The 11,899-nt window shown below is 68.2% G+C and carries 12 protein-coding genes; 6 read left to right on the top strand and 6 right to left on the bottom strand.

Going from position 1 to position 11,899, the window contains the following annotated elements; translation table 11 throughout:
• Positions 1-334: 334 nt before the first annotated feature.
• Positions 335-1,537: an erythromycin esterase family protein gene (locus ACZ4Z1_RS28575; RefSeq protein WP_468489514.1), complete on the bottom strand. Its 1,203-nt coding sequence runs from the start codon at positions 1,535-1,537 to the stop codon at positions 335-337.
• 58 nt (positions 1,538-1,595) lie between these two features.
• Between ACZ4Z1_RS28575 and ACZ4Z1_RS28570 the strand changes: the two genes are divergently transcribed.
• Entirely contained in the window at positions 1,596-2,345 is a 750-nt protein-coding gene (locus ACZ4Z1_RS28570) for a TioE family transcriptional regulator (protein ID WP_468489513.1), read from the top strand.
• Between the two features lie 244 nt (positions 2,346-2,589).
• On the opposite strand, the gene ACZ4Z1_RS28565 is transcribed toward ACZ4Z1_RS28570, so the two are convergent.
• Together ACZ4Z1_RS28565 and ACZ4Z1_RS28560 are read right to left on the bottom strand one after the other, a co-directional pair.
• A complete protein-coding gene (locus ACZ4Z1_RS28565) occupies positions 2,590-3,792 on the bottom strand; it encodes an FAD-dependent oxidoreductase (RefSeq protein WP_468489512.1) in 1,203 nt (400 codons plus the stop codon).
• A gap of 196 nt (positions 3,793-3,988) precedes the next feature.
• Positions 3,989-4,921 carry an LPXTG cell wall anchor domain-containing protein gene (locus ACZ4Z1_RS28560; RefSeq protein ID WP_468489511.1) on the bottom strand — a complete coding sequence of 311 codons (933 nt, stop codon included), beginning with the start codon at positions 4,919-4,921 and terminating at the stop codon, positions 3,989-3,991.
• A 393-nt stretch (positions 4,922-5,314) separates the two neighbouring features.
• Here ACZ4Z1_RS28560 and ACZ4Z1_RS28555 point away from each other — a divergent pair, with 393 nt between their 5' ends.
• From ACZ4Z1_RS28555 to ACZ4Z1_RS28535, 5 genes are all read left to right on the top strand, one after another.
• A complete protein-coding gene (locus ACZ4Z1_RS28555) occupies positions 5,315-5,479 on the top strand; it encodes a hypothetical protein (protein ID WP_468489510.1) in 165 nt (54 codons plus the stop codon).
• A gap of 118 nt (positions 5,480-5,597) precedes the next feature.
• A complete protein-coding gene (locus tag ACZ4Z1_RS28550) occupies positions 5,598-6,770 on the top strand; it encodes a 2,5-dihydroxypyridine 5,6-dioxygenase NicX family protein (RefSeq protein ID WP_468489641.1) in 1,173 nt (390 codons plus the stop codon).
• Positions 6,771-6,772: 2 nt separating this feature from the next.
• On the top strand, positions 6,773-8,059 hold the full coding sequence (locus tag ACZ4Z1_RS28545) for an MFS transporter (protein WP_468489509.1): 1,287 nt from the start codon (positions 6,773-6,775) through the stop codon (positions 8,057-8,059).
• Positions 8,034-9,005 carry a JmjC domain-containing protein gene (locus ACZ4Z1_RS28540; RefSeq protein ID WP_468489508.1) on the top strand — a complete coding sequence of 324 codons (972 nt, stop codon included), beginning with the start codon at positions 8,034-8,036 and terminating at the stop codon, positions 9,003-9,005. The genes ACZ4Z1_RS28545 and ACZ4Z1_RS28540 overlap by 26 nt, the downstream gene beginning before the upstream one ends.
• 395 nt (positions 9,006-9,400) lie before the next feature.
• Positions 9,401-9,958 carry an aKG-HExxH-type peptide beta-hydroxylase gene (locus ACZ4Z1_RS28535; protein WP_468489507.1) on the top strand — a complete coding sequence of 186 codons (558 nt, stop codon included), beginning with the start codon at positions 9,401-9,403 and terminating at the stop codon, positions 9,956-9,958.
• A 61-nt stretch (positions 9,959-10,019) separates the two neighbouring features.
• Here the strand turns inward: ACZ4Z1_RS28535 and ACZ4Z1_RS28530 are convergent, their stop codons facing one another.
• The 3 genes from ACZ4Z1_RS28530 to ACZ4Z1_RS28520 form a co-directional block, all read right to left on the bottom strand.
• Positions 10,020-10,178, bottom strand: coding sequence for a hypothetical protein (locus ACZ4Z1_RS28530; RefSeq protein ID WP_468489506.1), 159 nt, complete (start codon positions 10,176-10,178; stop codon positions 10,020-10,022).
• 203 nt (positions 10,179-10,381) lie between these two features.
• Positions 10,382-10,798 (bottom strand): VOC family protein, encoded by a 417-nt coding sequence (locus ACZ4Z1_RS28525; RefSeq protein ID WP_468489505.1) that lies wholly within the window; start codon positions 10,796-10,798, stop codon positions 10,382-10,384.
• A gap of 90 nt (positions 10,799-10,888) precedes the next feature.
• Positions 10,889-11,827 (bottom strand): RNA polymerase sigma-70 factor, encoded by a 939-nt coding sequence (locus ACZ4Z1_RS28520; RefSeq protein ID WP_468489504.1) that lies wholly within the window; start codon positions 11,825-11,827, stop codon positions 10,889-10,891.
• Positions 11,828-11,899: the final 72 nt, after the last annotated feature.

Here is an 11,899-nt window from a genome sequence, read left to right as displayed (position 1 = left end):
ACCCACCCCCCCTTCCCCGCACCAGCACAAGGGAACGGCCCCCCCCCCCCCCCCCCCCCCCCCCCCCCCCCCCCCCCCCCCCCCCCCCCCCCCGGGCCGTCGTGGCACCGGGCGGGCGACAGCGAACCACCCCTGGTCAAAAGGGAGTCGCTGCCGCCCGGTTCTACGGTATGGACTGGGCCGCATTCGGGACGCGATATCCGGCCTCATCGCCGTGCCCGGAAATGCGGCGTTCTCTATGACCGGTAAGCCCGACGACAGCACCCGACGATGGCGCACAGACACCTCCACGCACGGTGTCCACAGGCGCGCGCACCACCGTCGCACCAGCCGCCTAGCTCTGTGGCAGATCCTTGACGAACACGATCCCGTCGTATCCGGCCAGGTGCGCCGGGTCGAGTGGGGCGTAGCCGAAGTAGGGGGAGATCCGTAGGGCGGGCCGTGTGACACCGAGGACGCTGGCCAGTCGGCGAGCGTCGACGATGTAGTCGTCTTCCGGAAGGGCGTACAGGAATCCCTCCACGGTGTCCGCCGGCGGGGTGTCCACATCGTGGTGCCGAATCGTACCGACGGCCGTGGCCAGGAAGGCGTACTCCTCGCCCAGATGGGCGCTCACGATCGAGCCGGCGCTCCACCATTCCAGCGGCAGGTCACCCAACCGCATCGAGCTCTTGTCCCGTTGGAGGTGGCTGTTGTGCGCGTGAATCAGCGCCGGGCCCCGTTCGGCGAGGGCGAGGAGGTTGTCGGCCATCATCTGATCCCGTATGCCCATCAGTTGCGTCATGCGGCCCGGTGACGTGTCGGCCATCCAGAAGTGGTACCGCAGCAGCCCGGTGGCGGTGCGCCCGTACAGGCGCGCCCGGTCCCAGTCCTCCCGTGAGGTCGCCGCGATCAGGTGCGGCGTCTGCGCGTTCAGCAGCGCCACCAGGTCGTCGGCGAGCAGCCGCAGCTGCTTGGCCTCGGCCGTCCGCCCCACCGACTGGGTCGGGTCCATCATCGCGGCGGGATTGGTCCACCGGTCGTCGGCGCCGAGGAGGTGGTCGAGCGCTTCCGACGTGCAGGGGAGCAGGTCCGGGTCCACCCGGGCCGCGAGGTAGGCGTGGAGCGCGGTGAGGGCCTGGTGGGGGGCGGCGGCGCCGGTGATCTCCAGTGGGCCGTCGAAACCGGCGAAGCGGACGTGCTCGGCCGGGGGGCGGCCGTCGTTGTGGTCGCGCATCCAGCGTACGAGTTCACGGTTGGCCGCTGACGCGCCGAACCCGTGGCTGAAGCCGCGCTCCATGACCTCATCGAGCGTGCCCGTGCCCGAGGTGACGTAGTCGTCCACCACCAGGCCCATCATGCAGTCGCTCTCGATCGTGATCGTCCGGTAGCCCTCCTGCTCGACGAGCTGCCGGAAGAGTCCGTTGCGCAGTTCGAGCAACGCGTCCTCCCCGTGGGTGGGCTCGCCAAGGGCGAGCAGCCGTGGCCGGGCCGGAAGGAGCTCCATGACCGCGCAGGCTTCGACGGCATGAGCGATGTCCTTGGTGTCGATTTCCATACCTTCAACGCTATCGTTGAACCTTCGGTTGAAACTTTTCCGCGATATTGGCAGGACAATGGGGAAGAACCTTAAAAACGGGGAACGGCTCAGGCCGATCGACCTGGCGCGCGGACACGGTCTGTCCACACAGGCCGTCAGGAACTACGAGGAGGCCGGCATCCTCCCGGCCGCCGACCGGACACCCCACGGCTACCGCACCTACACCCCGCTGCACGCCCGGGCCCTCCGCGCGTTCCTCGCCCTCGTGCCCGGCCACGGCCACCGGACGGCGGCCTCGATCCTGCGGGCGGTGAACCAGGGCGAGGCCGACGAAGCGTTCCGCCTCATCGACGCGAGCCACGCCCAGCTCCTCGAAGACCGGAGCACCCTCAGGGCCGTCGAAAGCGCCATCCGCGGCCTGGCGCTCGCCCCGGCGCCCGAGGCTGACACGGAGCCGGTACCCGACACGGCGTCAGAGGCCGGCCTTGTGTTCATCGGTCCACTGGCCGCGAAGCTGGGCATCCGGCCCGCGACACTGCGCAAATGGGAAAACGCCGGACTGGTACGCCCGCGCCGCGACCAGCTGACCGGATACCGGGTCTACGACGAGACCGCCGTACGCGACGCCCGCCTGGTCCACCAGCTCAGGCGAGGCGGCTACCTACTGGACCAGATCGCCCCAGTGATCACCCAGGTACGGTCGGCAGGCGGCCTGGAGCCACTGGAGGCCGCCCTACGCGACTGGCACACCCGCCTGTCCGCCCGCGGACGCGCGATGCTGGCCGGGGCAGCCGAACTGGAGACATACCTCCGCGAACGCGAATGAGCCACTGACGCGGCGTCGACCGGCTCATGGACGAGACAGGCCGGCCACGCAGCCGGCTTCGCGGATGTGTGAGATCGGACAGGCGAACTCGCCGGCGCGCGCTCAGCAAGTCTTCTCGTACCGGGGGCCTATGAGTGATTGAAGCAAGTGACGCTGCCGCGCCTGACGCTGCGCGGGGAAACATCGCTGATCGTGGCAGTGCTGGTGAGCACTTTGCCGCCCGGTGCACCAGGCCGGCGACCACTCAACTCCCGGCGTGTGCTGACGTATCGGCGCCATCGGTACCGCCGGAGACCGTGCGCAGGTCGACGTCCCATTCCAGTTGGGAATTCAGGGTGTCTTCGCCAGGGCGTTGCGGTGACGGTGCCGAGCCGGTGCGTGACGGTGTGCGGGTGCCGCGTGAGATCTGTCCGCTGACGGTGATGTTGTGTTCCACGCGGGGGCGACGGAATGTCTCGTAGAGGGTGAGCGCGCTTTCCGTGTCGGGTGCGTCCCGTAGGGATTTGGCGAGGATGACGGCGTCTTCCAGGGCCATGGATGCTCCTTGGCCCGTCGCTGGTGACGCCGCGTGCGCGGCGTCACCGATGATCAGTGTCCGTCCGGAGCGCCAGGGGGTGCCGGGGGGCAATTCGGTGGCGTTCGTGGCCATGATGCTGTCCGTGGAGGCCGCGACGATGTCCGCTGCGGGTGTGGCGTCCTCGCGTAGCAGCTCGATGAGTTGTTCACGCCAGCGGGCGGTGTCGGGGTGCGCGAGTTCCTTGCCGGGAATGGCTTCGGCGGCGACGCGGGCGAACCAGTACGTTTCCCTGTCCGGCGAGACCGCGTAACCGAAGGACGCTTTGCTGCCTCGGACCATGGTGATGTGGCCGGTGCCGTCCGTCACTTGGGCGCCGCGGGTGTATCCGTAGAAGACGCGCTGCCCCGCGTATACGGGTTCTGTGTCGGGGGCGATCGCTCGGCGAATGGCCGAATTCAGGCCGTCCGCACCGACGAGCAGATCACCGGTGGCGATGCTGCCGTCCGCGAAACGCGCGGTCACCTGGTCCGGGCCGTTCTCGAAGGATGCCAGTCGGGACCCGTGCGAAATCCTGATGCCCCGGCGGGCGGCCTCGGTCTGCAGGGCGGCGTTCAACTCGCCGCGGCGCAGACACCGATACCGCAGGAGAGCGTCGTCGGCCTCTCCCATCGGTGCGTGCGCCACTTCAGCGCCTTGGTCGTCGAGGAGGCGCAGTGAGCGCAGCGGAAAGCCGAGGGCGGTGACCGCGTCCGAAGCGCCGAGTTGCGCCAGGGCGCGCATACCGTTGCCGGCCAAGGTCAGGAATGCCCCGATGTCCTCGGCCGTGTCGGGGTGCGCCTCGTGCACGGTGACGTCGAATCCCGCCTTGTGCAGGGCCAGCGCGGTCGCTGTGCCGGCGATCCCGCCACCGATGACCAGTATGCGTTTCACGTTCCGCTCCGCTCCGCTGTGCGGGTTCTGTTCTGCGCCCCTCGACAAGTCGCGCTCCGCCACCTTACGAGGCAGGGAGCAGTTGTTCCGCACAGCCCTCCGTCGATGTGGCAGACGGAGAGCTGTACGTGCGTTCAGGCGGCGGCCGAGCGGCAGTCCCGCCCCGCCTTGCCGCCTGCCGGGCGGGTGCGCCCCGTCAGTTGGTGCGGCGCCGACGCGTGACCAGTACGGCCGCTCCGCCCGCGACAACGGCAGCTCCGCCGATCAGGGCCACGGTGGGCAGCGCATCGGAGGAGCCGGTCTGCGCGAGGCTGCCGGTCGCGTGGGAGGAGGAGGTCTGGGCGGACACCTGTGCGACATTCGACGAGGTGCCGGCGCGGGACGCGGACGGTGCGGCCGTCGGCGTCGGGGAGCCGGTGGGCCGGGTGGCGGTCGGGGCGGGGGTCGGCTTGGTGGGCTTGGGCTTCGTGCCCCCTCCCGTCGCCGGCCCCGGCTTCGTCGCGCTGGGGGTGGGCTTGGCCGCCGGGTCCACGATGGTGATCGCGTTCTGCCCGGTGGGGCCGGCCGTGCAGGGCACCACCTTGCCGTCGGGGAAGCGGTAGTGATCCACAAATGACGTCTCTACGCTGACATCGCCCCAGGTCATGTGCTTGGGCAGGTCCGCAGTGGCGCGCAGGCGCAGCTCGTAGGTCACCGACTTCCCGGCCTTCACGACACCGTTGGTCACGAAGGCGCCGGACGCGCTGGTGTCCACCGGGGTCCACTTACCGGTCTGGGCGGATTTGTACTCGAACTGTATGAACCGGCCCACCACCGGGTCCTCGTCCTCCACCTGTCGCCAGGCGTACACGCGGACGCTGAGCGTCGACACGTCCTTGGCGCTGATGTTGGTCACCGTCGCACGGAACGGCCGCCAGTCCCCGCCCCGCACGACCGGGCCGTCGGCGTCGGTCTGTACGAGTCTGATGGACTTCTGCTCGTAATCGCCGTACGTGGTGGAGACGTCGGAGCAGTTGTACAGCTTCTCCCCGGTGCCTTCGGTGGCGTAAGCGGCGGGAGCTGCCAGCAGGGCCGCCGGTACGACAGCGGCCACGGTGGCGGCCGCGGCCACGGTTCGGCGAAGCTTCATCAGGTTCCTCTTCCGTAAGGGCGCGCGATGGCGCCGAGTAACGTTCATGAGACGCCTGAGCTGCGCAAAGGGTTGTGTTCCTGAGCCAACTACTTCGGCGGACGTCGCCGGGCGGTCAGCGGAAGGCACTCGGCGTCCGCCCCGATGTGACGCAGGGACGCAGAGATGCGGTGACGGAGGAGGTCCCGTACGGTCCGGTCGGTGCAGCGGGCCGGGACTGGGCGATGATCCGGGCGGCGGTCTCTGCGTGGCCGGGCCGCGGTCGGTCCAATCCCTTCCGTCCCTGTTCCAAGGCCCGTGCACGCGGGGGGAGTTGAGTGGAGCAGAAACGTTGACCTTGCATGGCCATGCCACATAGCATCACGCAGAGTCTGTCGGCTGAGAGGAGTCAAGATGACACCGAGTCACGCAACCGGCACCATCGCTGAACCGACCTCCTACGAATCGCTGGTCGAGGACGCCCTGCGGGAACTTTCCGCGGCCGAGTCGGAAGAGGTCCTCGAACCGGTCGGGAGTGGCGACGAAGGCCCCCTCATGGCGTGGTTCATAGCCACCTGATTGTTCCGATGAGGCCCTTGGGAGTTCCAGCCGCATCAGCATTCCCGCGGCTGGAACTCCCATTCGGCTGGAACTCTCATTGACGCGACCAAGGCCAGGGGAGCAAGTCTTGACCGTTGTGCAGACCAGTCTCAGCCGCGAACTGCGGGATGGAGTCGACGCACTCCTCGACCGGTACGTCGGCATCTCCGACCGTGACCACTGCGTCGTCGCCTTCTCCCCGGACAGCCGGGAGGCGGCCGCCTGGCTGGTGGCCGGTCTGAAGCAGCGAAAGCTCGGCACGCAGGTCGTCGGCATGCGGCCACTCGTCGATTACGAGTTCGCCGGACGCTTGAATTCCGCCGTACCGGACGCCGGCTCCTTCACGGGCCGGCTCGTCATCTTCACCCTTGAGCGAGACACCATGTCTCACTTCTCGCCCCTCCTCGAAGTGCTGCAACGGTTCGGCGGCGACCGGTGCATGGTGGTACGTATCATCAGCGCGTCGCGAGAGTTCTTCGAGCAGGCCCTCAACCTCGGACCGGACGAACTCAGCGCCCGCAATGCCGCGCTGCTGACGCGACTGACCGAGGCGCGCAGTGTCAGGGTCCGCAGCCGAGGCGGTACCGATCTCCGTATCCGTCTCGATTCCGGCCGATTCGACTGGATCAGCAATCGCGGCGTATGGCGGCCGGGCGGCTTCACCATTCTCCCGGCGGGGGAGATCGCGACGTATCCCGCCAGGATCGACGGCCGCCTGGTGGCGGACGGAGCGCTCAATTGCAACGTCATCACCCGGATCGATACCCGGCTGGCGGCTCACCCGCTGACGGTCGACATCACAAACGGGCGCGCCACCGGCTTTTCGGGCGGCGACGACGATGTCCGTGAGCTGGTGGAACTGTGTTTCAAGCAGCCGCACGGCACCCGGGTGGGCGAGCTGGGGTTCGGTACGAATTCGGGTATCGACCGGTTCATCCCGGCCAACTCGCACATCAATGAACGCCGAGTCGGAGTTCACATCGGATTCGGACAGCACAACCAGGACCGTTCCGTGGTCGGCTACGAGGAGAAAGTGCACCTCGATCTCATCACCGACGGCGCGGAACTCTTCCTCGACGACGCGTCCGACCCCATCGATCTGGACAACCTTCAGCTGACCGGTGACGAGCACCCCGAGCTGGTGAGGGACGAGGACATCACGGGCGACTGCTGCGGGTACGGCTACGGACAGTTGACAGATCCTGAGTCCGGGGCCGACTCCAGGGCTGGGTCCGAGGACGATTCGGCGTCCACGGCCACGATCGGCTGAGCATGCCCGACCGTAAGACACGGTTCACCGGGCGCCTGGACAGCAGCGCCATGGGACTGCGCGATTTCCGGTTCCTCTGGGCCGGGCAAGCGGTCAGTGCCGTGGGGGACCAGCTTTTCACCATAGCCGTGTCGCTCCGGGTGATCGAGGTCGGCGGTGACGCCGGCGATGTCGGGCTGGTGATCGGCGGCCGGATGCTCGCCATGGTCCTGTTCGCGCTCCTCGGCGGAGTCTGGGCGGACCGCGTGCCCCGGCGACGGGCGATGATGCTCGCCGACGGATTCCGGCTGGCGGCCCTCACGGTGGTCGTGCTGGGCGCGTTCGACACGGCGACACTGTCGCTCGCCGTGATGACCTTCCTGGTGGGCAGCGGTGAGGCGTTCTTCCGCCCCGCGTACGGCGGTCTGGTGCCCTCACTTGTCCCCCAAGAGCGGCTGCTCAGCGCCAACGTGTGGCGCAGCGGCATGGAGAGCGCGGCAGCCGTCGTGGGGCCGGCGCTCGGCGGGCTGCTGGTGGCCACCGCCGGGACCCGGGCGGCTTTCGTCATCAACGCGGCCTCGTTCGCGGTCAGCCTGGTATGTGTCCTCGCGGTCGCCGAACCGCCCAGGGAACGGCCGGCATCCCGCTCCTCCGTCATTCAGGAGACCCGGGAAGGGCTGTCGGCGGTACGCGGCGTCCGCTGGGCGTCGGCCATTCTCGCCATGACCGCGCTGCAGACCATGTTCGTCGTCGCGCCTCATATGGTCCTTCTGCCGGTCATCACGCAGGAGAAGTTTTCCGGGCCCTCTGCTTACGGCCTGGTGCTCGCCATGTTCAGCCTCAGCGGGCTCATCGGCACGATCGTCATCGGGCGGATCAAGCTGAGGCACCCCGGGACGAGTGCGATGGTGTTCAACGCGCTCTTCACCACCGTTCCACTCGTACTGCTCACGCCCTTCTCACTGGGATGGGTGGTGGGCGGATACATCATCGCGGGACTCGCGATGATGCCCTTCAACGCCCTCCTGCACACGGCACTGCAACGCCAGTTCTCCCCGTCGATTCTCGGCCGGGTCAGCTCGGTCGACTGGCTGTGCAGCCTCGCCCTGCTGCCGCTCGGCCTCGCGTGCGCCGGGCCGCTGGCGGACGCACTGGGCCGCACGACCGTACTGGCCGTCGCCGCGGTCGTACAGCTCGCCGCCTCACTGCTGGTGCTGACGGTGCCCGGAGTACGCGATTTCCATCAGGAGGAACAGCCGGATGCCGAACAATCGGAGGTTTTAGATGGCGGTGGAAAAGCTCCTCGATGATCCGTCCAAGCTGGTTTCCATCCGGGACAAGGAGCCATACGTCAGTCGGAACATGGGCGAGCTGGACCACGTATTCTCGACGGACCTCGCACAGCAGCTCCTTTTCGACCGTGGACTGCGTACCCCTTACATCAGACTGTGGCGCAGGGGGGAGGACATCGGAGTCCGGAACGCCGCCAAGGCCGGAGAAGGCGGATCCAGCGAGCGCCGGGTACTTTCCGGGCTCGCCGATCCGCGGTACGTCGTGTCCCAGATACGGGCGGGCGCGACCCTCGTTTTCCAGGCGATGTCCACGTACTGCCCCGAGGTGGAATCGTTCTGCTCGGACCTGGCCGAAGACATCGGCTGTCCGGTCGCCGCCAACGCCTTTCTGTCCCCTGCGCACGCACGTGGTGCCGAGGTGCACTACGACCTGTCCAGCATCTTCATCCGGCAGCTGGCCGGCTCCAAGACCTGGCGACTGTACGAACCGCCGAAGCAGTGGCCGGTCAAGCGGTCGAAGCCGGGCGTCACACCGCAGACCCCGCTGTGTCTCGAAGTCACCCTCGGGGCCGGCGACTGCCTCTACCTGCCGCGTGGCTTTTACCACGAGGGGACCACGGGAGACCTCGGCTCCGTTCACATCGCGTTCTCCGACGGAGTGGAGGACACCTGGGCCCAGATCCTGCACGACGTGCTGGACCTGGCAGCCGAGCGGAGCGCATCCCTGCGGGACCGTCTGCCCGGTAAGTCCGAGGCGTTGAACGGCCAGGCGAGGGAAATCTGGCAAGCGGTCCGGAAGGACCTGTTCCACACACTGGACAATATCGGCGATGAGGTGATATCCGCCTTGATCGTGCGGCGCCTCCAGGCCCGTGAGGAACAGCTCACGAAAGCGGAAGCGGAAGCTGGCACGCTTGCCAGGATTCTGGCGGTGGACGCTCCGTCCGGTGACGGTGACGCCTGATGAGCACCGGACGGGAGGAAGCAAGACGGGTCGGCATCACCACGACCGGCACCATGAGCTTGGTCCGGAGCTACCGACGGGATGTCTTCCGGCGCCTCGAACCCCACCTCCCGGCGGAGCGGGCCCCCTCCTGTCTGCACCCCGGCCTGGTCTGGGAGGCAACACAGCCGTCCGGCGGAATCGGTGCAGCCGATACTTCCGGGGCCACGGCCGATCCCGCACGTATCGCAGAGCTGGCCAGAATTCTGGCCACGGCCGGCCTCATGCCCCCACTTGAACACGTCACACTTGACGAGTCGGCGCGCCCCGCCTGGTGCCGGTGGGGCGCGAAGCAACTCCTGACGGACATCCAGCGGACAAGCGGCACGGGTGGCGCCGATTTCGGCACACCGGACATGACAGAGGGAATCGCGCACCTGGAATCCGCCCGGGAAACCCTGCGCAGAGTATGGCCGGAGGCCGCCCTGGAATCGGATCTACTGATCCGCGTCATTGTGTACGTGCGAGGCGGCGCATTCCGTTCGGCCACCCTCCGCCAGACCTTCGGGGCCATCTACCTCGGCGCCACCAGCGTCGAAAATCCCGCCGCCGCTTTCGAAGCGATTCTGCACGAAACCGGCCACCACGCCCTCTATCTGCGCAACCACTTCGAGACGTACGTGACGAACGGCGACGTCATGGTGAGCCACCCGCTGCGCCCCGATCCACGCCCCGTCGCCGGCGCCGTGCACGCCGCCCACGTCCTGGCCCGTATGGCGTACGGACTCACCCGCTGGGCAGCGGAGCCCGACGCGCCACCTGAGGTCACCGAACGGCGCGACGGTGCTCTGCAACGTCTCAGGGGAACCATCGAGGCACTGGAGCCGGTCGCCGAATGGACGGACGGAGGCCGCCTGTACTTCGACGACCTCCTCAGGTGGGAGAAGGAACTGACGGCTGGGCATCCTGGCTGACGGCTGGCCGGCCTTCCACGTGACGCGCGGAGGGGTTTCACGGGGGTGGAATGCGCGACGCTCAACCGGAGACGGCGAAGATGCCGATGAAGAAGACGATGTACAACAGCAGGGCTGCTCCCACTACGGCCGCCACAAGAAAGACCAGCTTCATCACCTTCTCTGCCGCCTGGCGGTCATGGCGGGTGGTGTCGTGGGGGCACTCCTTGTGTTCTGTCACGGAACCAGCTTGCTGATCGCGGGTGCCGACAGACCATCCGTACTCGTACTCATGTGGGTGGGGAAAGAACGCGGCGCGACGGGCTGTCCTGGGCGCTGCAATGGATCAGAACGTGCCGGTAGGTGCGGTCGCCCCGATCGGCACCACACGACTCACCCGGGCGTCACCGTTCCGGGACAGGCAGCAGCCCGTCGGCGGCCTGCCTACCGTCCCTTCGCCGGCGGCTCCGTCGCCTCGAACTGCTCGAACAGCACCTCGTAACCATCCGGGTCCAGCCCCATGAACACCCGCGCCCACCCGGCCTCCTCGGGTTCGAGTGTCACGGTGAGCCCCTCCCGCTGCCACAGCGCGTACGTGCCCTCCAGGTCACGCGTCGGTATGGCCAGTACGAAGCCGAGCCCCAACGGGCCCGCCTTGACCGCCCGTTCGCGCTCCGTGTCGTGATACCCGTGCGCGTTCAGGTCCGACAGGATCAACCACGTATGCCCGTACGTGAGGTACCGCAGGTGCGGCTGTTCCTGGTTGGGCAACTCCCGGAACCCCAGCCGCAGGTACAAGTCACCGGAGGCCCTCAGGTCGCGGACCCGTAAGCCGACCTTGAGCTGCTTGCTCCCCATCATGAGCTGCTCTCCCTCCTGAAGCCCGGCGCGCGCAACGGCCCGCCCGTCAAGGCATCAAAAGTGTGCGCGGCGGGCGGGCTCCGGCTCAACTCAGCGGCGCAGTACGACTTCCCGCCCCATGTGCGTCAGCTTCTCGGGATTGCGTACGGCGTAGAGGCCGGTGATGAGCCCGTGGTCGACGCGTGCCGTCACGACGGTGTCGATCTCGCCGCCGAGCCGGATGATCAGTGCCGGGCCGGCGTTGACCTGGGCCGGCCGCAGTGACACCGACGCCTGCTTGCGCAGCCCGCCGGCCAGCAGCCGGGCCACCTTGTCGGCCCCGACGACGGGCCGCAGGACGGCCTGCTTGACTCCGCCGCCGTCCCCCAGGAGGACGACGTCCGGCGCGAGGATGTCGACCAGGCTCTGCACGTCGCCCGTTTCGACGGCCCGTCGGAACGCGTCGAGCGCGTCGCGGGTCTCACTCGGGGAAACGATCCCGCGCGGCCGGCGCGACGCGACGTGTGCCCGTGCCCGGTGCGCGATCTGACGGATCGCGGCCGGGCTCTTGTCGACGGCTTCGGCGATCTCGTCGTACCCGAAGTCGAACACCTCACGCAGCACGAACACCGCCCGCTCGGTCGGTGTGAGTGTCTCCAGCACCAGCAGCATCGCCGTCGACACACTGTCCGCCAGCTCGACGTCCTCCGCCACATCCGGCGTGGTGAGCAGCGGCTCGGGCAGCCAGGAGCCGACGTAGGACTCCTTGCGGCGGCCGAGCGTACGCAGTCGGCTCAGAGCCTGTCGGGTGGCGATCCGAACCAGGTACGCACGCTGGTCCCGCACCGTGCCGAGATCGACCCCCACCCAGCGCAGCCACGCCTCCTGGAGGATGTCCTCCGCGTCGGCGGCCGAGCCGAGCATCTCGTAGGCGACGGTGAACAGCAGGTTGCGATGGGCGACGAACACCTCGGTGGCGGGATCCGTGCGTCCACCGCCGGCGAGCTGCCCTGTCGTGTCCGCCGTGCGCTCGCTGTGCTCGCTCTTCACCGGGTACTCCTGCCTCTTCGCTTTCGACGGTGCTACGCGCACAAGACGCCGGCCCCCGCCGTTTTGTGACAG

This window comes from Streptomyces sp. NPDC030165 (genome assembly GCF_055573595.1).
This window is presented reverse-complemented; position numbering and strand designations above follow the sequence as displayed.